This window comes from Streptomyces sp. NPDC020597 (assembly GCF_044335095.1).
In the GTDB taxonomy this organism is placed as follows: Bacteria; Actinomycetota; Actinomycetes; order Streptomycetales; family Streptomycetaceae; genus Streptomyces.
This window is the reverse complement of the sequence record NZ_JBIRUL010000039.1, coordinates 1-22,131: the sequence shown is the minus strand read 5'-3', so window position 1 is coordinate 22,131 and position 22,131 is coordinate 1. Positions and strand designations below refer to the sequence as shown.

The 22,131-nt window shown below is 67.8% G+C and carries 19 protein-coding genes and 8 pseudogenes; 12 read left to right on the top strand and 15 right to left on the bottom strand.

The annotated features are described in order from the left end of the window. Positions 1 to 198: 198 nt before the first annotated feature. The 6 genes and pseudogenes from ACH4ZA_RS36585 to ACH4ZA_RS36560 all read right to left on the bottom strand — a co-directional run bounded on the left by ACH4ZA_RS36585 (position 199) and on the right by ACH4ZA_RS36560 (position 4,827). Positions 199 to 1,221 carry a LacI family DNA-binding transcriptional regulator gene (locus ACH4ZA_RS36585; RefSeq protein WP_398433424.1) on the bottom strand — a complete coding sequence of 341 codons (1,023 nt, stop codon included), beginning with the start codon at positions 1,219 to 1,221 and terminating at the stop codon, positions 199 to 201. A gap of 277 nt (positions 1,222 to 1,498) precedes the next feature. After that, entirely contained in the window at positions 1,499 to 2,635 is a 1,137-nt protein-coding gene (locus ACH4ZA_RS36580) for a cellulose binding domain-containing protein (RefSeq protein WP_398433423.1), read from the bottom strand. A 280-nt stretch (positions 2,636 to 2,915) separates the two neighbouring features. After that, positions 2,916 to 3,245: pseudogene (locus ACH4ZA_RS36575) on the bottom strand (glycoside hydrolase family 48 protein); the annotation flags it as partial. 16 nt (positions 3,246 to 3,261) lie between these two features. Continuing rightward, positions 3,262 to 3,459, bottom strand: a pseudogene (locus ACH4ZA_RS36570) (IS3 family transposase); the annotation flags it as partial. Positions 3,460 to 3,763: 304 nt separating this feature from the next. Further along, a complete protein-coding gene (locus ACH4ZA_RS36565) occupies positions 3,764 to 4,327 on the bottom strand; it encodes a YceI family protein (protein ID WP_398433422.1) in 564 nt (187 codons plus the stop codon). A gap of 59 nt (positions 4,328 to 4,386) precedes the next feature. Further along, entirely contained in the window at positions 4,387 to 4,827 is a 441-nt protein-coding gene (locus ACH4ZA_RS36560) for a YybH family protein (protein ID WP_398433421.1), read from the bottom strand. Positions 4,828 to 4,942: 115 nt separating this feature from the next. Here ACH4ZA_RS36560 and ACH4ZA_RS36555 point away from each other — a divergent pair, with 115 nt between their 5' ends. The 3 genes and pseudogenes from ACH4ZA_RS36555 (at position 4,943) to ACH4ZA_RS36545 (ending at position 7,096) form a co-directional block, all read left to right on the top strand. Continuing rightward, entirely contained in the window at positions 4,943 to 5,839 is an 897-nt protein-coding gene (locus tag ACH4ZA_RS36555; protein WP_398433420.1) for a LysR substrate-binding domain-containing protein, read from the top strand. A 56-nt stretch (positions 5,840 to 5,895) separates the two neighbouring features. Continuing rightward, positions 5,896 to 6,791: pseudogene (locus ACH4ZA_RS36550) on the top strand (IS256 family transposase); the annotation flags it as partial. Positions 6,792 to 6,937: 146 nt separating this feature from the next. Then, positions 6,938 to 7,096: a DNA-binding protein gene (locus tag ACH4ZA_RS36545; RefSeq protein WP_398433419.1), complete on the top strand. Its 159-nt coding sequence runs from the start codon at positions 6,938 to 6,940 to the stop codon at positions 7,094 to 7,096. A 201-nt stretch (positions 7,097 to 7,297) separates the two neighbouring features. On the opposite strand, the gene ACH4ZA_RS36540 is transcribed toward ACH4ZA_RS36545, so the two are convergent. Both ACH4ZA_RS36540 and ACH4ZA_RS36535 read right to left on the bottom strand, forming a co-directional pair. Further along, positions 7,298 to 7,507: a hypothetical protein gene (locus tag ACH4ZA_RS36540; protein ID WP_398433418.1), complete on the bottom strand. Its 210-nt coding sequence runs from the start codon at positions 7,505 to 7,507 to the stop codon at positions 7,298 to 7,300. A gap of 71 nt (positions 7,508 to 7,578) precedes the next feature. Next, on the bottom strand, positions 7,579 to 8,037 hold the full coding sequence (locus ACH4ZA_RS36535; protein WP_398433417.1) for a phospholipase A2: 459 nt from the start codon (positions 8,035 to 8,037) through the stop codon (positions 7,579 to 7,581). Between the two features lie 198 nt (positions 8,038 to 8,235). On the opposite strand from ACH4ZA_RS36535, the gene ACH4ZA_RS36530 reads away from it, so the two are divergent. Genes ACH4ZA_RS36530 through ACH4ZA_RS36520 form a run of 3 tightly spaced genes read left to right on the top strand, consistent with a single transcriptional unit; the run spans position 8,236 to position 11,158 of the window. After that, positions 8,236 to 9,369: a sensor histidine kinase gene (locus tag ACH4ZA_RS36530; RefSeq protein ID WP_398433416.1), complete on the top strand. Its 1,134-nt coding sequence runs from the start codon at positions 8,236 to 8,238 to the stop codon at positions 9,367 to 9,369. Then, complete coding sequence (locus ACH4ZA_RS36525; RefSeq protein ID WP_398433415.1) at positions 9,366 to 10,490, top strand: hypothetical protein; 1,125 nt, start codon at positions 9,366 to 9,368, stop codon at positions 10,488 to 10,490. Before ACH4ZA_RS36530 ends, ACH4ZA_RS36525 begins: the two co-directional genes overlap by 4 nt. After that, positions 10,463 to 11,158 carry a response regulator gene (locus tag ACH4ZA_RS36520; RefSeq protein WP_398433414.1) on the top strand — a complete coding sequence of 232 codons (696 nt, stop codon included), beginning with the start codon at positions 10,463 to 10,465 and terminating at the stop codon, positions 11,156 to 11,158. Before ACH4ZA_RS36525 ends, ACH4ZA_RS36520 begins: the two co-directional genes overlap by 28 nt. A gap of 5 nt (positions 11,159 to 11,163) precedes the next feature. Here ACH4ZA_RS36520 and ACH4ZA_RS36515 read toward each other — a convergent pair. Then, positions 11,164 to 11,953 (bottom strand): annotated as a pseudogene (locus tag ACH4ZA_RS36515) (IS5 family transposase). Positions 11,954 to 11,958: 5 nt separating this feature from the next. Between ACH4ZA_RS36515 and ACH4ZA_RS36510 the strand changes: the two are divergent. Further along, positions 11,959 to 12,168: pseudogene (locus ACH4ZA_RS36510) on the top strand (hypothetical protein); the annotation flags it as partial. A 200-nt stretch (positions 12,169 to 12,368) separates the two neighbouring features. Here ACH4ZA_RS36510 and ACH4ZA_RS36505 read toward each other — a convergent pair. Both ACH4ZA_RS36505 and ACH4ZA_RS36500 read right to left on the bottom strand, forming a co-directional pair. Next, complete coding sequence (locus tag ACH4ZA_RS36505) at positions 12,369 to 14,825, bottom strand: FtsX-like permease family protein (RefSeq protein ID WP_398433413.1); 2,457 nt, start codon at positions 14,823 to 14,825, stop codon at positions 12,369 to 12,371. Next, complete coding sequence (locus ACH4ZA_RS36500) at positions 14,819 to 15,556, bottom strand: ABC transporter ATP-binding protein (protein ID WP_398433412.1); 738 nt, start codon at positions 15,554 to 15,556, stop codon at positions 14,819 to 14,821. Before ACH4ZA_RS36500 ends, ACH4ZA_RS36505 begins: the two co-directional genes overlap by 7 nt. A gap of 199 nt (positions 15,557 to 15,755) precedes the next feature. Here ACH4ZA_RS36500 and ACH4ZA_RS36495 point away from each other — a divergent pair, with 199 nt between their 5' ends. Beyond that, positions 15,756 to 17,027, top strand: coding sequence for a sensor histidine kinase (locus tag ACH4ZA_RS36495; RefSeq protein ID WP_398433460.1), 1,272 nt, complete (start codon positions 15,756 to 15,758; stop codon positions 17,025 to 17,027). Then, on the top strand, positions 17,027 to 17,659 hold the full coding sequence (locus tag ACH4ZA_RS36490; protein WP_398433411.1) for a response regulator: 633 nt from the start codon (positions 17,027 to 17,029) through the stop codon (positions 17,657 to 17,659). The genes ACH4ZA_RS36495 and ACH4ZA_RS36490 overlap by 1 nt, the downstream gene beginning before the upstream one ends. A 636-nt stretch (positions 17,660 to 18,295) precedes the next feature. Here the strand turns inward: ACH4ZA_RS36490 and ACH4ZA_RS36485 are convergent. Then, positions 18,296 to 18,775, bottom strand: coding sequence for a MarR family winged helix-turn-helix transcriptional regulator (locus ACH4ZA_RS36485; protein ID WP_398433410.1), 480 nt, complete (start codon positions 18,773 to 18,775; stop codon positions 18,296 to 18,298). A gap of 163 nt (positions 18,776 to 18,938) precedes the next feature. On the opposite strand from ACH4ZA_RS36485, the pseudogene ACH4ZA_RS36480 reads away from it, so the two are divergent. Next, a pseudogene (locus ACH4ZA_RS36480) lies at positions 18,939 to 19,070 on the top strand (IS5/IS1182 family transposase); the annotation flags it as partial. A 10-nt stretch (positions 19,071 to 19,080) separates the two neighbouring features. Here the strand turns inward: ACH4ZA_RS36480 and ACH4ZA_RS36475 are convergent. Beyond that, positions 19,081 to 19,500, bottom strand: coding sequence for a hypothetical protein (locus ACH4ZA_RS36475; RefSeq protein ID WP_398433409.1), 420 nt, complete (start codon positions 19,498 to 19,500; stop codon positions 19,081 to 19,083). 602 nt (positions 19,501 to 20,102) lie between these two features. Between ACH4ZA_RS36475 and ACH4ZA_RS36470 the strand changes: the two genes are divergently transcribed. Beyond that, the gene (locus ACH4ZA_RS36470; protein WP_398433408.1) at positions 20,103 to 20,834 is read left to right on the top strand and encodes a DsbA family protein; all 732 of its coding nucleotides are present in this window, start codon (positions 20,103 to 20,105) and stop codon (positions 20,832 to 20,834) included. A gap of 24 nt (positions 20,835 to 20,858) precedes the next feature. On the opposite strand, the gene ACH4ZA_RS36465 is transcribed toward ACH4ZA_RS36470, so the two are convergent. Next, positions 20,859 to 21,524: a hypothetical protein gene (locus ACH4ZA_RS36465; protein ID WP_398433407.1), complete on the bottom strand. Its 666-nt coding sequence runs from the start codon at positions 21,522 to 21,524 to the stop codon at positions 20,859 to 20,861. 43 nt (positions 21,525 to 21,567) lie between these two features. Here ACH4ZA_RS36465 and ACH4ZA_RS36460 point away from each other — a divergent pair. Beyond that, a pseudogene (locus ACH4ZA_RS36460) lies at positions 21,568 to 21,941 on the top strand (DUF6009 family protein). A gap of 101 nt (positions 21,942 to 22,042) precedes the next feature. Here ACH4ZA_RS36460 and ACH4ZA_RS36455 read toward each other — a convergent pair. Beyond that, positions 22,043 to 22,131, bottom strand: a pseudogene (locus tag ACH4ZA_RS36455) (IS5/IS1182 family transposase); the annotation flags it as partial.

Below are 22,131 nucleotides of genomic sequence, written 5' to 3'. Positions count from 1 at the left end.
GGCATGCACAACGGGAGTCCATGGTCCGGCCGGACGGCGAACGGTGTCCCCGACGCGCACGACACCATCACTGACGTTGCCGCCGGACAAAGACTGTTCATCTTCGTGCCGCACCGAACCAGTGGGTCGGATCAGCTCGTCATGATCAGCCCATTAGGAGGGGGCGTCAGAGTAGGGACGAATGTCAAGGAACAAGCCTCAGGTCGACTCGCGGACGACCAGCTGCGTACGGAGAATGACATGGCGGTAGGCCACTGACGGCTCCTCCATGTCCTCCAGGAGCAGCCGGATCATGGCCCGGCCCATCTCGTCCAGCGGTTGACGCACCGTCGTGAGCTGCGGTCTTGTGCGCTGGGCCAGTGGAAAGTCGTCGAAGCCGATCACGGCCACGTCCTGCGGCACGCGCCGTCCTGCCGCCCGCAACGCCTGCAGAGCCCCCGCGGCCGTGGTGTCCGACGCTGCGAGAACACCGTCGATCTCCGGGTGGCGTTCGAGCAGTTCGGTCATGGCGCGGCATCCACTGTCCTGCGTGAAGTCACTTTCGGCGACCAGGGACTTCTCGCTGTTCAGGCCGGCCAACGCCAGAGCGTCCTGATAGCCGCGGAGTCGGCACTGGGCGGCGTCCATGTCCAGCGGCCCGGTGATGGTGGCGATCGTCGTGCGGCGGCGCGACACCAGGTGGGAGACGGCGCTGCGGGCGCCCCCGACGTTGTCCGCGTCCACGTAACTGACGTACTCGTCGCCCGAGCGGCGACCCAGCATCACGGTCGGCAACCGAGCCTCTGCAAGCATGTCCGGCAGCCGGTCCCCGGCGCGCACGGACAGCAGCAGGACGCCGTCGACCCGGCTGCCGCGCGCGTATTCCAGGAACCGCTTCCGGTCGGCGTCCGAGCGGACCAGGGTCAGCATCAGCTGCATCCCTATGTCCGCCAGCGCGTCGCCGAGGGAGCGGACGATCTCGGAGAAGAAGGGCTCCGCGAACATTCTCCAGTCGGGCTCGGTCAGGACCAGAGCGACGGCATTGCTGCGCTGGCCGGCCAGGGAGCGGGCCGCGAGATTAGGGACGTACCCCAGTTCCTCGATGGCTTGCTGCACGGCTCGGCGCGTCGATGCCTTCACGCCTGCCGCGTTGTTGATGACGCGGGAGACCGTGCCTCGCCCCACCCCGGCGTGGGCGGCCACCTCTTCCAACGTCGGCGTGCCGACGCGTCGCGTGCCCATGACCACCTCCCCTGGCCGATCTTACGGGCCGAAGGAACCGGGCACACGCCTTCCGCGCGGAACCCGTGCCGTGTCAGCCAAGGGGAGGTGGGGTGCTGCTGGTTGCGGAGTGTCTGCTCTGCGCTCTTCGTCGGATACGGCAAGGAGTTCCAGGAGGGGAGGAGTTCCAGGAGAGGAGGAGCTCCGGGAGCAGGGGATTCCGGGAGGAGAGGAGCGAGGCCCGCCCAGTCGGCATGTGCCCGGTCGGGCGAGCCCCGGACGGAGAACCCCCTGCGGGTTACGCGATGGTGCAGGCCGTACCGTTGAGGCTGAAAGCGGCCGGCTTGACGAAGCTGCCGCCATGGGTGCCCTGGAACCCGAAGGAGACCTGTCCGCCTGGTGTGATGGACGCGTTGTGCGCGGCGTTGGTGGCCGTCACGGCCCCCGTCGACGACGAGACAGTCGCATTCCAGGCGTTGGTGATCCTCTGCCCCGACGGCAGCGTGAACGCGAGGTTCCAGCCGTTGACCGGTGCGGAGCCGGTGTTGTTCACGGTGACGTCGGCGGTGAAGCCGTCCTGCCAGACGCTCGTGCCGTAGGCCACCTTGCATGCGGCGGGACCGCTGGGGGTGCCGGGGCCGCCGGGGGTGCTGCTACCGGGGTTCACCGTGGAGGAGAACGAGTTCACGGCCAGGCCCGCCCCGTTCTGCCACGGCTCGAAGCCTGCCTGAATGCTCGTCAGGTACCAGTTGTCCTGGGCGAGTCCGCGGGAGACCGTCTGCCGCACGAAGTCCATCACGTCGAAGTTCCAGCTCTCGATGGCCGACGGTGCGACGAAGGACAGGACGTCGTTGGAGCCGTTGTTGCCGGACCACACCTGCCACTGGCGTCCGCCCACCGTGGCGGAACCTACGGGCGAGCCCACCGGTTGCACGGACCCCACACGGTTGAACCAGATCATGATCTCGGTGCGGTTCACGCCGTCGGTGCGGGGTGTCGGGTCCAGCCAGATGTCGTAGGCGGCGTCGTAGGCCGCACCGCTCACGTAGCTGTACGAGATGCCCGAGGGTGCGCTCGCGATGGTGCTGAGCCGGGCCGGGAGGTTCGTGCCGGGCGAGCAGTTGGAGTAGTGGCAGCCGTTGTAGACGGACGGGTACGACTTCGGGGCGCCGTTCGTCGGGACCGAGCCGTCGGCCTGGGCGATCCTGAAGCCCGAGTTCGTGACGGAGATGCACTGGGTGGCGCTGGTGCCCCAGCGGTTGTTCTGCACGACGTAGCGGCCCTGGATCGTGGTGCTGCCGAACTCCTCGCAAATCGTCGTGTCGGCCTGAGAGGCCGTAGCGCCGGTGAGCAGCGCGGTCAGCGCGACGAGCGTGGTCAGCAGCGCACCGCAGAGCGCGCGCGTCCTGCGGACTTGGTGACGTGACGGTTGCATGCGGGTCCTCCGCGGCGGTTGGGGGGCGAGGGCTTCTGCATGGGATTGGGAGCGCTCCCAAGAGCGATCTCGCTGGGACTGTAGGAGAGGATCATGTTCCTGACAAGGAGATCGGTGCAGGTGTCTTGAGGTGATTTCTGAAGCGGTCGGTGGTGCGGGCTGGAATGGGCTCGACAGATGTCGGGCCCGGGCACCGGGCGGCCCCCAAGGGGGAAGGGGCCGCCCGGCCGGTGAACCCGTCGTCGGGTGACGGGGCCGCGCACGCGGTCTCAGCGGGGGGCTACTGGAGGAGTTGCGCGTACGAGCCCATGGCCCGGGCTGTGTCCGCCTGGGCCCAGAACCGGTGGTACGTGAACGACGGCACCGCGCCGCCCTTCAGGTAGGCCTCGATCTACGACCATGCCGGGTCGCTCTTGTAGAAGGACCGGAGCGAAGCGAAGGTCGAGGAGGAGTTGATCGTGTCCCCGTTGGGCATCGCGCCGCTGAACCTGCTGGGGATGTAGACGCTGTCGTTGAACCGGCTGTAGTCGGCGCGGTTCTCCGGTGCCTCGATGCCCAGGGCGTCCTGGTAGTTGTTCCACATTCCGCCCAGGAGTGCCTTGGCCGTCGTCGACGTCCACGACGAAGGTCACGCCCGGACGCCGGCCGGCATCGACTTCGGCCTTGCGGACCCGGGTCCGCACCGTCTCAGCAGCACCGACGCCCAGCTTCGCGGCGACCGCCTTCATCGCGGCCCACTCCGTGCGGTAGTTGGGGCGGATCTCCGCGACCATGCGCACCGCACGCTCACGAAGCTCGGGAGGGTAGGGGGACGGACGCGCCATCACTCGATCCTCTCAGGGAATCGAGCATCCATCAGACCCAGAGCGGTTCAACTCAGTTGTACAAGTGCCAACAGAATTGCTGCTATCGGCCGGAGTCATTCTGAAACGATCAGTTAACGCACGTGGCTTCATGTTCGTCGTTTGCCGCAGGGGAGGTAGCAGCCTCGGTAGCCGCCGAAGTCGGTGATGATCTCTGGCCATTCGCCCGGGCCGGAAGACGCCACGCCCTTGTGACCAGTGCCAGGTACGGGCCCGCTTTCGCCACTCGTCGTGGACCGGCGGGTGGCCGGCGGTCCGGGGCGGGTCACCTCTGGAGGACGGCCTGGATCTCGAGGCCGATCCACACCTTGCTGCCGACGGCGACGCCGCCGGCGTCCAGCGGGACACTGATGTCGATGTCGAAGTCGCACCGGTCGATCTCCGCGGTCGCCGAGAATCCGGCCCGCTGCCCACCCCACTGGTCGGTGCCGAACCCGTTCACCTCCACTGCCAGCGGCACCTGCCGCGTGACGCCGTGCAGCGTCAGTTCACCGTCGATGATCCAGCAGTCCTCGCTCCGGCGGATCCCGGTCGAGCGGTAGTCCATCGTCGGGTACTTCTCGACCTGAAGGTAGTCGGCGGTGCGCAGGTGATCGTCTCGCCTCGCGTTGCCGGTGTCGACGGATGCAAGATCGACCGTAGCGGTGACGGAGGAGTCGAGGAGGTCCTCGCCCGTGACGATCGTGACGTCGAAGTCGGTGAACCGACCGCGAGCCTTGCTGATCATGAGGTGGCGCACACAGAAGGCGATCTCGGAGTGGGCCGGGTCTGCCTTCCAGGTGCCGACCAGGTAGTCGGGAATCGTGACGGTCGCGGGGATGGGCTGCATGGTCGTCTCCGTGGGTTCGGGGTCACGCAGGGCGTGGCTGGTCTCGGTGAGTGGTTGTGTCAGGGCTCGAGGTCGGTCATTCCCGTGCCGGAGGCGATGTCCAAGGGCACCGATACCTGGTCGTGGGCGATCAGCCAGGCGCCGTCGATCTTCCGCAGGCCGTAGGTGATCCTGACCCACATGCCGCTCGTGACCGTGCCGTTCTTCAGCGTGCCGCTGAGGCGGGCGAATGCGTGTCCGAAGGCCACGTCGTCACTCACGGCGAGGGCGAGGTCCCGGACCTCGTAGGTCACGGTCTCGAAGAACGCGAACACGTTGGCCCAGTTCGCGGATTTGGCCGCGACCCCGACGTGCTGGAGCGGCGGCTCGACGTCGAAGGACACGACGTCCGTCGTGTAGAGCCGCTCCAGGCTCTCAAGATCCTTGTCTCGCAGCCCTTCGGCGATCTTGTCAATCTGCCGACGGATCTGGGCTTCGTCCGCCTTGCATGGCGTAGGCATCGTCACCGGAGTGTCCCTTCTTCGTGGGTCGTTCGACTTCTGCAACACCGAAGCTATGACTACTGAGCTATCTTGTCTAAGATCAATATTGCTAAGCGGTTATGCCTCGGGGGGCATGATGGAGCTGAACGCGCTTCGGCAGTTCCTGGTGGTCGCGCGACTGGAACACCTCAGCCGGGCCGCCGACGAACTGCACATCGCCCAGCCTTCGCTGAGCCGCACCATCGCTCGGCTCGAGGCCGAGCTGGGCGCGCCCCTGTTCGACCGCAGCGGGCGGCTCCGGCTCAACGACACCGGCAGGCTCTACCGCGACCATGTCGAGCGCGCCCTCGGCGAGCTCGAGGCAGGACGTCGGGCCGTCACCGACGCCGCCGACCAAGGTCTGGGCACGGTGCGACTGGCGTCGGAGACCTTCCTCACCCTCACCGGGCCGCTGGCGGCCTTCAAACGTTTTCATCCCGCCGTCGAGATCGGACTCCACTGGTCGCCGCCCGAGGACATGGCTCGCCGGCTACGCGCCAAGGAAATCGACCTGTGCGTCGCCTCGCAACCCATCCACGCCGACGGACTGGAGGCGACGCGACTGTTCGAGGAGCGGGTAGGCGCAGCGTTCCCCCTCGATCACCCACTGGCGGGACGCGCATCCGTCACCCTCACTGACCTCGCCGACCTGCCGTTCATCACCGCCCGCAACGGACACTGGCTGCGCCGCCTGCTCGATCGACTCTTCACCGCACACGACCTCACCCCGAAGATCGTGTGCGAGAGCGACGAGCACAGCGCCATCGCCGACCTGATCAGCGCCGGCCTGGGCATCGGCCTCGTCCCCGCATCCGCCCGCCACAGCAACACCCGCGCCCCACTCGCCTGGATCCCCCTCGACGACCCCACCTCGCGCCGGACCGTGACCCTGTACTGGGCGCCCGACAGCCACCTGTCCGCCGCGGCCCGCCTGATGCGCACCACCATCACGGACTGGAACTGGACCACCCGAGCGCCTTCTTCTCGCTAACGACCATCTCGTGCTCTTGCTGTGTCCGCCCGCAACCTCCTCGGGAAGGTACGTCCGTGCTCACCGTAGCCAACGATGGCGGCTCCACGCAGGACGGGTCGACGCTGATGGACGAGATCGTTCGGGATGGCGCAAGAAGAATGCTTGCCGCCGCGCTGGAGGCCGAAGTCAACGCCTACATAGCCGAGCTGGCCGACCAGTGGGCCCAGACGGGTCGGCGGCTCGTGGTCCGCAAGGGCTACCACCAGCCGCGGAAAATCACCACCGCGGCCGGAGTGGTCGAGGTAAAGGCTCCGCGGGTGAACGACAAGCGCGTCGACGAAGTCACCGGCGAGCGTGAGCGGTTCTCCTCGGCGATCCTGCCGCCGTGGTGCCGCACCTCGCCGAAGATCAGCGAGGTGCTGCCGCTGCTCCATCTGCACGGTCTGTCCTCTGGTGACTTCGTGCCCGCACTCGAGCAGTTCCGCGGCAGTTTCGCCGGGCACTCCCCGGCCACGGTCACGCGGCTGACCCAGCAGGGGCAGGCCGACCACGCCGCGTTCATGGACCGCGACCTCACGGAGGTCGACCACGTGTACCTGTGGGCCGACGGCATCCACCTCAACGTCGCCTGGAGGAGGCCAAAGCCTGCGTCCTGGTCCTCATCGGGGTGCGCGCCGACGGCTTCAAGGAACGGGTCGCGCTCAAGGACGGCTACCGAGAGTCCGGCGGGTTCTGGGCCGGTCTGCTGCGCGACTGCGCCCGCCGGGGCATGCACGCCCCGGTGCTGGCGGTCGGCGACGGCGCCCTGGGCTTCTGGAAGGCCCTGGCCGAGGTGTTTCCCGAAACCGGCGAGCAGAGATGCTGGGTTCACAAAACGCCCAGTGTCCTCGACGTCATGCCGAAGTCTGCGCAGCCGGACGCGAAGAAGGCCATCCAGGACATCTACAACGTAGAGGACCGCGACCACGCCGTGGCGGAGAACGCCGGCAGCGGCGGTCAAGGCCGAGAAGGGAACGCGGCTACTTCCTGATCGAGGCAGACCGCGTCGAGGACGACGCCTGGACGTCCCAGCCAGAAGCCGCCCGCTACCTCGGCATCGCGCTCACCCGGGTCGGGATGCTGATCGCCAACGGTCACCTGACGCCGGCAGAAAACCGGGCCGGACGGGCCGGAGTGACAACCGCCAGCGTCGAGGCCGGGAAGACCTGGCGAGCGAACGCGATAATCCACGCGAAATCCCCCCGGTTCCTGAAGAACATGATCAACTGGTTCTGACCGATGATCCACAGGTCTTGACGATAGCTCTCGCCCCAGCTCCCTTGTGCCGGTGTCGAATTGCCGCTCGGGGCCAGGGGATGGTGGCTCCTGGCCTGACATGTTGGCAGCGCGCGCCCTCGTGGTGCGGTCGCGCGCCGCTTCAACGACGTGCACTAAGGGTTAAATGGGAACTGCTTTGATGCATGCCCTTGTTAGCACCTATTCGTTACGGCCGATGAGGGAGCGGAGCATGGGGACGCTGCTGCCGGTGGCGCCGAGGCCGGTGAGGGTACACAGAGGCAGTGGGCTGTCTGCGAGGAAGGCGAGGCCGCCGGCGACGAGCCCGATCAGCACGCCGATGAGCAGTACGACAGCGGTATGCAGCGGAAGGAAGGGCCCGGGCGGGCTCGGATCGGAGGACGAACTCACCACAGCTCCTCTGGCTCGTTGGTGCCGTGCCCGCCGCACCGGTTCCCGGGCACGGCGGGGCACTGTACTGGTTAGCGGGGGTTCTGCAAGTCCTGCAGATCGGTGATGAACTGCCCCATGGACACCTCGATGTTGTGCATGCTCCAGGGGACTTCACCGAAGGCGCGCACGCCAAAGTAGTACAGCCGTGCGACGACATAGCAGGCCTGATTGGCATGCAATGCGTTACAGGAGGCTTCCATGTCATTGCGGAACCACTGGTCACACGTCGCGCGGTCGGACCAGTGGAATTTGTAGCAGCCGTCGTGGTGCTTGCAGGCGTGGTGGAAGTCGAAGTAGGAGCTGGAATCCTTGACGCCCGTACAGCCGTCGGTGTCCCAGTACTCGTCACCCTCGTTGAACGGCGTTGCGTTCACGCCGGGGGCGGTGGAGGCCGAGGCCGGGGACGCCTGGGCCGTGAGCAGGCCGAAGCCACACAGGACGACGGTGGCGAAGCCCGCCGCCCGGCGGCGGAAAGCGGTGCTGGACATGGTGCCCTTCTCGTTGTCCGACGAAGACCAGCAGGCCCGCAGCGAGCCGCTGTTGCTGGCAACGCTATCGACGACGTGCCTCACCCGCTGTCGGACGAACGACCGACAGCGTGGCCCCGGCGTTCACCGCCACAATGATGTGGTGCAGAGCGCGCCGTGACCGTCCGGCCGGCATCCGCATGCGGGGGAGGGACTTCGATGGCCGACGTGGGTAGCGCGGTCACACACTTACGCGAGCTGGGCCGCCGCTATGACGGTGCGATGCGGATAGCGACCGGGTTGCCGACACTGGCCGTAGCCACGCTGGCTGCGCGAACAACGCCGTCCCCTTCGGTGACCTACATGCTGCTGGCACTGACGACGACCTGGAGCCTTGTCTACGTAAGGGCCATGCGCCGCCAGCCCGGAGCCTGGGCCACGATGGTCGATGCCCTGGTCTTGGCGATACTGGCCGCCAGCACCCCCTGGACGGTTCCGCAACAGTGGCTGGAGCATGGCAGATCGTGGCTCTTGCCCTTTCTCGCGTTCGCATGCGTGGGCTACCAGTACTCGGCTGGCTGGCGCCTGGGTGCAATTGCGGCCGGGCTGGTGCTGGGCGGCGCCATGGCGGGCACCGCCAACGCGCTGTCTGAACACGGATCACTCGACAGCCTGGTGACCGCAGGATGGTCCGTCGTCGTCGCCGGTCTCGCCCGCATGCTGTGGACGCTGATGCAGCGCGGTGCGAAACTCGCCGACGACGCGGCAACAGACGCAGAGTCAGCTCGAGCGCAACAGGCGACTGAGACAGCAGTCCGGGCTGCCAAGCGCGAACACAACCGCACCCTCCACGATACTGCGGCTACTACTCTTTTGTGGGTGGGCACCGGCTCGAACAAAATCCCTGGAGAGTTGTTGGCCGAACAGGCCGGCAGGGACTTGGAAAAGCTGCTGTCTTTCGAGGACACCGGAACCGAGGACAGCGACCTGATCCCCCAACTGCAGCGCATTGTCGACCTGACGATGATCAGAGTCGACTTCAGCCACCCCAAAGCCCTACGACTGCCGCGACGGATCGCTGTGGCGCTGACCGGTGCAACGAGCGAGGCAATCGCCAACGTCGCCAATCATGCTGGTGTCGATCACTGCCGAGTCACCGTGCAGGCCGAGGAAGGCACTGTGTGCATCTCCATCGCTGATCAGGGCCGCGGCTTCCGCACCGGAGGCGTACCAAATAGCCGCCACGGCGTGAGGGAGTCGATTCAGCAGCGCATCAAAGAGGTCGGCGGGCTTGCTGAGATTTCCTCGCGGCCTGGCCGAGGCACCACCGTTCGTTTGGAGTGGCGACGATGAAACCCTTCCACCGAGCCGATGACGACCCCACCACGGCAGAATTCCTGCGGCACCTGCGTATCGCCGTGCTCGTCATTTCTACGACGGTCCTGCTCTCGATGAGCTGGCTGCGCAACACCAGCATCTACCGGCCACTGTGGATGCAAGTTCTCGCATGGACCATCCTCGTGACCGTCACGGCTACTGAGGGCGCACTTACATGGCGTCACACCATCTGGGGCAGCGCCCGGTGGATCGGGGTGGCTCTCGCCTTCGCTGCATCGATCCTGTCCTGCCTCTCCCTGCCCACCGGAGCGCCGGCCACCGCCGCGGATTGGGCGTTCGGCACTGTCGGATGGATCGGCGTGATACTTCTCCTGGACCGGCCGATGACTCAACTGGCCACCTTCCTCGCCGTGCACCAACTCATCACCTTCACCAACCTCATGCTCAAAGGACCCGCCAATGAAGACGGCATCCTGAACTTTGTCAGCGGCTCCATCGGTGCCATCGGTTTCCCCCTGGCCTGCGGTATGGCAGCCACCGCACTTCGGCAAACGGCACGTCGGGCAGAAGTCGCCCGGGCCCAGGCTGAGAACATCCGGCACGCCGAGCACGTCGCCGCACAGACCGCGCAAGAACTCAACAACAGCTACGCAGACCTGGCCCACACGGCCGCCCCCCTCCTCAGAGGCCTGGCCGACGGGAGCCTCGACGGCAACGACCCCAACGTCCAACGTGCCTGCTGGATCGAGGCAGCTCGAATGCGGCGGCTCTTCTCAGAGAACGACGACGTACCCAATCAACTCATCCACGACCTTAGGCAGTTTGTGGACACGGCGGGTCGCCGCAACGTCAGAGCCGAGATCGCCACCTACGGCCATCCTGCCGACCCACCAGACGACATCCGCGAACTGCTGAGTAGCAATTCCCTCCACGTCCTTGCGCAAAGCAGGAGCTGGGCCCAGATCACCGTTGTCTTCACGCCGAACTTCATTTCCGTGCAAGCAGTGGGAGATTGCGGGGGTATCGACATTCCGTCCTGCGTCCATACTGCGATTGCGACCGAAAATTTCCTGGACACAGACGGCACCACCTTTAGTACGGAGGCACAGTGGCAGACCAGCTCATCACCGTTGTGATCTGTGAAAATCACCATGTCGTGATCCGCGGAGTCCGCGACTTGTGCTCCCGCGCCGAACCCCCCATCCACGTGATCTCCGCTGGCGACCAACTCGCCCGTGTATGGACCGGAGAAGGAGCAAAGGCCGACGTGGTCGTCTTCGATCTGGGCTTGCAGCAGGAGGACGTGCATGAGCTCTTCCACCTACGCAAGCTGGTCGACCAAGGCCGCAACGTCGTGGTGTTCTCCGGAGAGGAGTCAGCCGAGGTGATCCTTGAATGCAGTCAACTAGGCATCATGTCCTACGTCACAAAGGCTGAGGGCGAAAATCACCTGATCTGCGCCATCCAGGCTGCAGCGAAAGGGCATAAGTACACTGCTCCGAGGCACGCGGGTCTGATCGTTGCCGACTCTGCATCTACTAAACCAAACCTGACCGCGCAGGAGATCAGGGTACTTCTGGCCTGGTGCACAGGTGGAATGACCAAGGCCATGGTCGCGCGAAAACTGAACCTGTCTCTCGGGTCAGTGAATGAGTACATCCGACGTGCCCGAGATCGCTACGACCAAGTCGGCCGCCCAGCCCGAGACAAAGTCGCCATGACTCAACGGCTGATCGAAGATGGCGAAATGCATCCTGGCCAAATCTTCTCACCCATCCCGCGCACCCCCCGTAAGAGCTCGTAACACGATCATGAGTTGGCCTTCTGCAGGCGTCTCCAGCAAATGAGGCTGCACGCGACGGAGACGAAGGCGTCGTGGAGTTCGGTGCGGCGTTCCCAGCGGACGGCGAGGCGTTTGAACCGGTGGAGGAGGGCGAAGGTCTGCTCGACGACGTAGCGGAGCTTGCCGAGGCCCTCGATGTTCGGAGAGCCCTTGCGGGAGATGACCGGCAGGATCCGACGTCTCCGCAGGTCGTGGCGGTTGAGGTTGGAGTCGTAGCCCTTGTCGCCGAGGAGGGCCTCGGGGCGGCGGCGGGGTCAACCCGGGCGGCCGGCGACGGGTGGGACGCCGTCGACGAGGGCGAGGGTCCGGGTGACGTCGTCGACGTTGGCCGCGGTGGTGATGACCTTGAGCGGGGTGCCGCGTCCGTCGCAGATCAGGTGGTGTTTGCCGCCCGTCTTCCGCCGGCCGACCGGCGACGGACCGGTGTCGGCTCCCCCCTTTTTTTGGCGCGGACGTGGAAGCCATAGACGCAGGCTCTGGACCAGTCCAGCTCGCCGGCCGCGTGCAGCCTGGCGAGCAGGATGCGGTGCAGTTGGTCGAAGACTCCGTCCCGCTGCCAGCGCTCGAGGCGCCGCCAGCAGGTCTGTCCCGAGCCGAATCCCAGCTCAAGGGGCAGCAGTTGCCAGGCGATGTCGTTGTACAGCACGTACAGGATGCCCTGCAGGCACAGCCGGTCCGGCACCGGCGCGGACCGGGAGCCTTCTCGGGCCAGGGCGGCAGGAGCGGCTCGATCAGCGCCCACAGGTCGTCGTCCACGGTCCATGGCCGGGCAGTTACACCATCTCGAACGGCTGAATCGTCACATCGGTCACGGTCGACCAGGACTGTTCGACAAGATCGTGTTACGAGCTCTAAGCGCGCGGCCCGTGACATCAAGTGATGCGGAGATCCGCTATGACGAACAGTCCCACCTCGCGGTCGCCGTCGGCTACGCCACACGCAGCCTCCCCGGCCGCCCGCCGATCCCCGCCCTCGCCGGCCTCCTCCTGGACGCCACCGACGACCGGCTGCACGTCAGCGCCTTCGACTACGGACACCTGCCATTGCGCAGCAGGGCCGAACATGCTCACCGCTCCCCACATGCCTCAGCAGCGACGCTTGCTGGTGGGGGCGGAGGCCCGGATGGGCTGGGGGAACGGCGGCATCCGGGCATGCTGGCGCCGGTCAGACGTCACTCGCGTACGCCCGCCAGCTCCACCGCACTACGGCGCAGGGAGAGACCGGCCGGAACGACCGCCGAGGTCACGGCGAGCACCGCGCAGGCACCCAGGACCGCCGCGAGCGTCGCCCCCGGGATCTCGATGGACGTCCACACCGAGAGCAGGCCCAGCGCGCTCCACATGCCCACCAGGTTGAGCCCGGCGACCAACGCTCCCAGCAGTCCGCCGAGCATGACCACCATCAGCGTCTCGACGCCCACCAGCCGCAGCACCTGCCACTTGGTGGCGCCGGCCAGCCGCAGCACAGCCAGCTCGCGGACCCGGTCGGAGGTCGCCATGACCATCGTGTTGGCCAGCGAGATGCCGGTGTAGAGGAGAGCGATCCCGAGGACCAGGAGGAACCCCATCCGGGTTGTCCGGTCGGTCTCGGGGTACGTCGCACGCACCCAGGCGTCCCTGGTGAGGACCTGCCCGCCCGATGCTCGCACCGCCTGACGCAGACCTGCGGCCACGGTGCCCGCGTCGGCACCGTCCCTGAGGCGTACGTCGACCCGGTCGACGGGTGCCGCGGGGGCGTTGCGCGGGGTGACGTAGACGCCGTTGTCGCCGGTGCCGATGGTCATGACCGCGGCGATCTTCAGGGACTTTTTCGTGCCGTCACCGAGCCACACGTCCACCTGCTCGCCCACGGTGTGCTTCTCCCACTCCTCGTTGACGATGATCGAGTCGTCGCCCAGGTCGCTCACCTTCCCCGCGGCAAGTGGGAGACGGGTCGTTGCCGCGAGCGGTACCGGCTCGACGGCCCTGGCATCGGACCTGGTGAGCGCCACGCCGTCCTCCAGGACGTACACGGCGCTCGACGAGCTCGCGGAGGCCTCGGCGCCGGACACGGCCCGAAGCCGCAGCAGCGTCGCCTCGTCGAAGCCGGCGTCGCCCGCCGCAGTGATCACGAAGTCGGCGGCCGTCTGCTCGCGCACCTCGGTCGCCTTCGCCTCGTTGAGGGTCGCGGTGGCACCGAGCAGCGAGCCCGCCAGCGCCACCGTGACCAGCACGGGCGCCGCGACGGCGGCGGTGCGGCGCACCCCGGCGGCGGCGTTCTCCCGCACCAGCATCCCGCCGGCGCCCGGCAGTTGGGCCGGCAGCCAGGTGATCAGCCGGGCCAGTGGCCGCACCAGCACCGGTGCGAGCAGCGCGACCGCGGTGATCAGCAGCATCGGCCGGCTCACATAGGTCTTGCGCTGCAGCAGGTCGCCCGGGTTCGTCGCCAGGGTCAGGAACAGCGTCACCGCGGCGGTGATCAGCAGGGCCGCACCGAACAGCCGGCGGCCCCAGGTCATCGGCCGGGTGTCGACGGACGCCTCGCGCAGTGCCTCGGTGGGACCGGTGCGTCCCGCCCGCCAGGACGCGGTCACCACGCCGCACAGGGCCACGAACAGGCCCGTCCAGAACGCCGTGTGGTAGGGCCAGGTGTAGTCGCCGATGGTGAACCAGCGGGGCGCGAGGCTCTCGGCGACCGCCCACTCGGCGAGCTTCGGAGCCCCGTAGAAACCGAGCACACAGCCGGCGGCCGAGGCGAGCACACCGACCGCGAGCGCCTCGTAGACGACCATGCGACGGATCTGTCCCGGGGTCGCCCCGGCGGTGCGCAGCAGCCCGAACTCGCGGCGCCGCTGGGCCACCGCGAACGCCGAGGTCGAGGCCACCACGAACACCGACACGAAACCGGTGACGCCGCCGGCCGTGCCGAACATGGCGTTCATCGCGGTGAGGGCCTCGCTGTCCCGGTCGGGGTCGGCGTCGGCGTACCGGCGCGTGTTGCCGGTGAGGACCTGGACGCCCGCGCTGCCGCGCACCGCCTCGCGCACGGCCGCCGCGTCTGCGTCGACCACGAGCTGGAGACTGCGCGGCGACAGTTCGGCGGCGCGGGCGTCGGTGTAGAACACGGCGTTCTCGAAGCCCGGCCCGGCCACAGTGCCGACGACGCGCACCGTGCCGCGGTCGGTCCGCACCCGGGTGCCCGGACGGGCCCAGTCACCGCTGACGACGACCTCGTCCGCGGCCTGGGGCCCGCGTCCCGCGTCGAGGTGGTACGGCGCGAAGGCCGCCGTGGACCAGGGATGGCCCACCAGATCGGCGGGGCTGCCTTCGGCTCGCACGGCGAACGACCGGTCCTCGACGACGGTCCCGAGGTCCCGCAGCTTCGCGACCGCGTCGGCGGGCACCGCACGCGGCTGCGCGAGCTTCTGGGTGCGGTCGCCGATCGAGGTGGGCACCTCAAGGGTGTCTCGGCCCTTGACGACGACCGGCGCGGCGGCGAACCTCTCCGGCCCCCGGTCGGGAGCGTCCAGCGAGGACGCCAGGGCCAGCCCCATCACGGCGATCAGCGCGACGCCCAGGGAGAGGGCGACGAAACTGCCGACGAAGGTGACCCAGCGGGTGCGCAGGGTGCGCAGCGTGGTGCTCAGCACGGCGCCGCCTCGAGCTTCGTCATGCGCGCTGCGATGTCCTCGACGGAGGCGCCGATCAACTCACCGTTGACCCGGCCGTCGACGAGGAAGACGACGCGATCGGCGTAGGAAGCCGCGACGGGGTCGTGGCTGACCATGATGATCGTCTGGCCGTCCCGGTCGACCATGCCGCGCAGCAGGTTCAGCACCTCGCGGCTGGTCTGCGAGTCGAGCGCGCCGGTCGGCTCGTCGCCGAACAGCACTTCGGGGCGGGTGATCAGGGCGCGGGCCAGGGCAACCCGCTGCTGCTGGCCGCCGGACATCTCCGTCGGGCGGTGCCGTGCACGGTCGCCGAGTCCGACCTGTTCGAGCACCTCGCGCACCTGGACCTTCTTCGGGCGGCGGCCGGCCAGCCGCAGCGGCAGGGCCACGTTCTGCTCGGCGGTCAGCGAGGGCAGCAGGTTGAAGGCCTGGAACACAAAGCCGATGCGCTCGCGGCGCAGCAGGGTCAGCTTGGTCTCGCTCAGTCTGGTCAGCTCCGTGTCGCCCACGGTGACCGAGCCCGACGTGGGCCGGTCCAGTCCCGCGGCGCACTGCAGCAGGGTCGACTTGCCGGACCCGGACGGGCCCATCACGGCGGTGAAGGTCCCTCTCGGGAAGGCGAGCGATACTTCGTCGAGGGCGGTGACGGACGTGCCGCCCGAGCCGTACCGCCGGCTTACGGAGCGCAATCGGATTGCGTCGTTGCTCATATGTTCCCCCACCAGTACCTGCTCCTCGGCTCGTTGGTTCCTCTACGAAACCGCGGAAGTCCCGCCTGACGCAGTACGGCCCGGAGGAGACTTGGGGTAGTGCCAGGCCTACCCCGGATACGGGCCCTGGAGTGATGGCGCCGGACCGTGGGGCCCGCTTACGGTCATGCACATGCACCCTCGGAACGTGTGGCAGGCCATGTCGCGGCCGGGCTTCCTGTTGTCGGCCTGGCCCTGGCGCGCCGCCGCGTATCTGCTCACCGGCGCGGTGACCGGCGTCGCCACCTTGGTGGGGATCGTGACGGTGGCAGCGGTCTGTAGTGCGCTCGTCATCCTCTTGGTCGGGCTGCCCCTGCTCGTCGTGGTCGCCCTCAGCGGGATCCCAGTGGCCTGGGTGGAGCGGCGCAGGCTGCGCCTGGTCGACCGCACCCCGGTGTCCGGCCGGCACCAGGTGCCGACCGTGCCGGGGCTGTGGGCGTGGCTGACCACCCGGCTCCGCGAACAAGGCACCTGGCGGGAACTCGGGTACGCGGTGCTGTTCGCCGGGCTGCTGTGGCCGGTCGACGCCCTGGCAATCACGGTCGCCCTGCTCTTCCCGCTGTCCATGGTCGCCACCCCGCTGCTGATGGCCAAGGTCGGCGACGGCCACGAGGCGAAGGTGCTCGAGCAGTGGACGGTCACCACCTGGCCGACCGCGTTCGGCGTCGCCGTACTGGGTCTGCTCCTGATGGCCCTGGGCGCTTACGTGCTCGGCGTCACGGCGGGCGCCCGCGCCGAGCTGGCCCGGCTGCTGATCGCCTCCCGCGAGGGCGACCTCGGCGCCCAGGTGATCGAACTGGCCCGCTCCCGCGTCCGGTTGGTCGAGGCCTTCGAGGCCGAGCGACGCCGTATCGAGCGCGATCTGCACGATGGCGCCCAACAGCGCCTTGTGGCTCTGGCGATGGCCCTCGGGCTGGCACGCCTCGACGCCCCGCCCGGCCCGCTCGCCGACCAGCTCACCAAAGCCCACGAGGAGGCGGGCAAGGCGCTCGCGGAACTGCGCGAGCTCATCCACGGCATCCACCCCAAGGTCCTCACGGACTACGGCCTTCAAGCTGCGGTCGCTGACGCCGCCGACCGCTGCGTGGTCCCGGTCGACGTCGACCTCGAACTGCCGGGCCGGCCAACCCAGGCGGTCGAATCCGCGGCCTATTTCGTGGTCTGCGAGGCACTGGCCAACATCGCCAAACACAGCGGGGCCCACCGCGCGCAGGTGAGCGGCGGCTATCGCGACGGACGCCTGTTCCTCGAAGTTCGAGACGACGGCTGCGGCGGCGCGGACGCCTCGGCGGGCAGCGGCCTCACCGGTCTCGCGGACCGCGTGTCTGTCCTGGATGGCAGACTTGCCCTGACCAGTCCGCTGGGTGGACCGACTCTGTTACGCGTGGAGTTTCCTTGCGAGTTGACCAAGGCGGACGATCGCTCCGCGTAGTGCTGGCCGAAGACAGCGTGCTGCTGCGGGAAGGGCTCATCGGCCTGCTCAGCCGCTGTGGCCACGAAGTGGTGTCGGCGGTCGGCGACGCGCAGGCACTGGTCGCCGCGGTCCAAGAGCATGCCCCCGACATCGTGGTGACGGACGTGCGCATGCCGCCCGGATTCCAGGACGAGGGCCTGCACGCGGCAGTCCGGCTGCGCGAGAAGCGCCCCACACTCCCGGTCCTGGTCCTCAGCCAGTACGTGCAACGGACGTACGCTGCCGAACTCCTGGACTCCGGCGACGGAACGGGCGTCGGCTATCTGCTCAAGGACCGGGTCGGCCAGGTCGAGGAGTTCGTGGAAGCACTGCACAAGGTGGCAGACGGGGAAACGGTGGTCGACCCCGAAGTGGTGCGCCAGTTGCTGCGCCGCCGTCGCGATCCGCTGGAACAGCTGACCCCGCGCGAACGCGAAGTACTGGCACTGATCGCCGAAGGCAAGTCGAACAGCGCGATCGCCAAGGAGCTCGTGGTGACCGAAGCGGCGATCGGCAAGCACATCGGCAACATCCTCACGAAGCTGGACCTGCCGCTGACGGACAGGACCCACCGCAGGGTCCTGGCCGTGCTCACCTACCTGCGAGCCTGACCCGGACTGGGCACACCGGCCCGCCGTACGGCGTTCAATGCTGCCTGCATGCCGCTCCGCCCTTGCGGATGGCGCGGACGGCCTCCCGATTCATGACCTCCATCACAGGGTGCGGAGTGTGGAATCCGACATCGAGCCCTGGGCCGACTGCACTCAGACCGAACCGTCCGTGCTCTCGCTGACCTCGGCTTCCGCGGCCTGGACAACGAGGAACGCGACCCCGTGACCGTCACCGGCTTCACCGCCAACCGCACCCGCGAACTCACCCCTGGCGAGAATGACGCCAACCGCGTCCTCCTCCGCCGTCGGACGCGCGCAGGTCGAGCACGGCTTCGCCCACCCTGAAAAACTGACGGACCCTCACCAGGCTTCGTACCGACCCCCGCTCGCGCGACCCGTGTTCTGCGCGCACTGCGCTTCCTGACGAGCCTCGAAGTCGCACGCTGACGGACGATCTTCCCCGCGGACTGCCTTCCATGAGGCCAGCATGAGCACCTCGCGATCCGGTCACACCAGCACTTTGACCTGCTACTTCAGGTTGGTGGAAGCTCAGTGCCCTGCAGCACCGTCCACTACGCGGGACGGCCGGAACCGATGTGCACTTCAGACTGGAACCGGGGTGCAAGCCGAGGGGAGTTACTCAGACTCGTCCCGTGGCAGCGCGCGGCTGTTGAGCGCGTCGGCGATGGCGTAGGCGGTATGGAAGAAGGACTCCGTCTGCTGGGCCGAGAGGTCCCGTGCGGAGGTCTCCTCCAGAGCCTGCCACATGGCTGCCAGGGGCTCGCGCATCGCCCGGCCCTTGTCGGTGAGGTGGACCACCATGACGCGCCGGTCATGTGCGGCCGGCTCACGGCTGAGCAGACCGGCGTCCTGCATGCGGCGAAGGGACTTGGAGACGGTGGAGTGATCCAGGCCGACGCTTTCGAGCAGCTCGGACTGGGTCTGGCCGTCCCGGTCCAAGAGTTGCATCAGCAGCATCTCCTGTCCGAGATGCAGATCCATCTCGCGGAGCATGGCGGCGGCGTAGGTGCGGTGGGCGCGTGAGAGCTGGAAGATCGCGTAGCTCATCGGTCCTGCGCCGGCCGTCGTGGGGATGCGGGGTTCGGGTGTGGGCATGGTTCGGTTCCTCAGACGGTGTGGTGGGGTAGTTGGTGTAGTCGGCCGCTCCGCCGTCGTAGAAGGTCGCTGGATCGGGGGGTGTTGAGCGACGCGACAGCGCGGAGCCGCTTGACCGGGTCCCGGGTTGGCGGGCGATAGGGCGCCGACGGAGACGAGGTCGGCCGTGCCGTGGTCGCACGGCTTTCGCCGGCTGAGGAAACGCTGGGAGCGACGCGACGACGTCCGCGAAGCCTTCCTCGGCCTCGCCACTTGCCTGATCACCCATCGCCGCGTCCGACGCCCAGCTCCGTGACACGTCTTTGTCAGGACCTGTCGAGCCAGCGCTGCAGCGCCTCGGGCACGTTCGTCGGATGTGAGCTGAAGCTCAACCGGATGTCGGGCTGGAGGTCGATGAGCACGTTGACGATCCGTTCGAACAGGACGGTGTACTCCGGGACGTTCTTGATGCCGCCGCCGATGAGCACCACCCCGAACGAGTGCCCGTCGAACAGCCGGCGCAGCTCGGCCTCCGCCTCGTCAGGGTCCAGGCTGACATAGCCCGCCTCGCCGTCGATGCCTGTGGCCTGGAGCGCAGCCCAGCTGTGCTTCCTCATGGCGACCAGTTCCTCGAGCGTCGCGACACCCGGCGGAAAGTCGTCCGGCGAAAGCGCGTCAGGGGTGATGCCGAGGGTCAGCACGCGTTGATTGATCGGAGGCTTCACTTGAGAGTTCTTGTGGGACATGAGTCGTTCCTCCAAGGCGGTACGGCCCCTCTGAAGGCGCACCCATAGGATCTCCTCAGTTCTGCGGGGGATGGTTCAAGAGAAAGTGTGGCTAGCCACAAAATTACCGTAACAGCAATCATGTGGCTAGCCAAGTATCCGCAGGTGCGGAGGTGGTCACCTTTGCGGTAAGCGCACGCCTTGGCGGTCGCCGCGTACATTCACGTGGTCGGCCACGCAAGCGGTCGGCGCACGAGGCGGCGCTGGGCGGCCGCAACGGGCGGCCGGCGCCGCAGGTCCTGGACACGGCACATGGGCAGGGGCGAGGTCGACGAGGAGCGGGTGCGTGCCCGTCCCCGCCCACACCTCTGTCCGAGCTCCACCTCGCCCGGCGCCCCTACACCGGACTGTGGAAGCGACTTGGCTCTCTGTGAGCGTCGCCGATGGGCCGCGACGACACGAGCTGGGAAACCACCACCCTCGCTGCGCAGCCACACCAGACACACGGACCGGAGACTTCGCCGGCAGAGAACCCGCGGGGCGGGCCTGGGAGGGGTATTCCTGGTGCGGTTGTCGTTCGGATGATCTGAGTTCGCGCTGTTCTCAAGGGGAGGGGATGACGCATGGTGCGTAGGGGGCGGTGGACTGTGGTGTGCGCGGCAGCAGTGTTGATGTTGGTGGGGTGTGGGCAGCGACATGCGCGGTACGGGCCTGACTTCGCGAGCGCAGAGGAACTGCCGGAGAAACTCGGTGCGGACGGCACCACCATCACGGTCGGCGATCCCGACGCGCCGGTGACAGTGCACCTGCATGAGGATCCCCGCTGTCCGTACTGCGAAAAGTTCGAGACCGCCGGCGGCGGTCCGCAACTGCGGGAAGCGATGCTCGACCGCAGGGTCAGAGCCGAATACACCCTCGCCTCCTTCCTGGACGACCGGGTCGGCGGCACCGGGTCGAAGAAGGCGGTCAACGCACTGCGGGCCGCCCTGGAGGAAGGCAAGTTCGTGGAATACCACGAGGTGCTTTACGCCAACCAGCCCGAGGAGAGCACCGACGGCTACACGGATGCCTACCTGCTTCAACTGGCCGGCAAGGTCAAGGGTCTGCGCGGCCCGGAGTTCGATGCGGCTGTGAGGTCCATGAAGTACCGCGACTTCGTCACCGACTCCCAGAAGGCCTACGAGAAGGCCGGGGGAGCAGGGGAGCCCGAAGGCCCCGGTACCCCCACCGCGCTGATCAACGGCAAGTGGACCCCTCTGCAGTACAACGGCCTGCTCCTGGAGAGCGACGCCTTCGCCGAGCTGCTGCAGAAGATCTACGACCAGCCCGGAGAGTGGGAGGACACCACTCTGTAGACCACCGGGCCACGCGCCGCCGGTTCAAGCGGCTCGGCAAGGAAGAACGGCGCTGCCGTAGCCGTCGGTTGGCCGTAAGCCCGTATGCGGTGCCATGCGCCTACAACGAACCGGCCAGGTCCCCTTTTTCGGACCCCAACGGCAAGAAGCGGCCGGTGACACCGTCCATCCCAACGGCCTCTCGCCGCTGCGTCGCGCTGGATCGATCCTGCTGATCACCTGCAGTTGATGATCGCTGGCGGCCCGGTGCGATGCCTTCGGTCGTACGCGCCCCCGCCTCGGGGCCTGTGCGGGCCGTTCGATCCCCGGGCGGCGGTCGGCCTTGGCGTCGAGCCGGTCGGCGGCGTCGGCGAGTCGACGGGCGTGAGCCGCCAGCCCGCTCCGGTCGTGTGTCTGGACTGCCTGGATGCAGGCGGCCAGGTGAGCCTGCAGTGTGGTGTCCGCGTCTGTCCGCGTCGGGGAGTGGCCCAGAATCTGGTGCGTGCCGGCCTGCGTCGGCCGCAGCGCCGTGCTGGGGGAGTCCTGGCGTGCGGTGCGCCGCTGCTCGGCGGCGCGGATGGCTTCCCGGAAACGTTCGACCTCGCGCAGTTTCGCGGCGCGTGATCCCTTGCCGCCCTGGACAGTCGGTTTGCGCGGGCTCTTTGACTTCTTGTCCTTCGGCTCACCGTGGTCCCCGCTGGTGAGCTGCACGCGCTTGGAGGATCCGTCCCGCCGCTGCCGTCCGCCCCTGGTCATGCTTCCACGCCACCCGGGCCGGGCACGGCTGCGCCGCAGCGGCTCAGCGACGTCCCCCACGCCCACAGCAGGCCAGCGCATGAGCTCCCTGATCACCGAGGACGAGATCAGCCACGAAGCCGACATCGTGTGGCTGGAAGACATCGAGCACCTCGATTACGTCCGCCAAGCCTGGATCGGCTGCCTACCCGCAAGGGACGCCCGGCCCACCACCGCGACGGCCGTATGGTCGGCTACGCTCTCCTGGCGCCCACCGCCAAACCCTCCCGGGCCTCGGGCGCCTTCCGGCGCCGCGTCTTTTGGCTACTGCCCCACGATCGCGACACCCAGCCCGAGGGTCTGTACGCCAAAAGCGCACCCGCCGGCCGTTGACCCCCGCACGCTCGAAGCCCGCATCGGGCACCGTGGTTCCAGGAGCCCGTGCGTCCGCCCTGCGCGGCTGGGCGGCTGCCCTGGCCTGCTTAGACGGTGTCCTATGTGGTGAGGCGGACCAGCCGCTTGTAGCAGCACAGGGTTGCAGCGAGGCCGAGAAAGGCCAGGTAGTTGCGGGACTGGCGCTCGT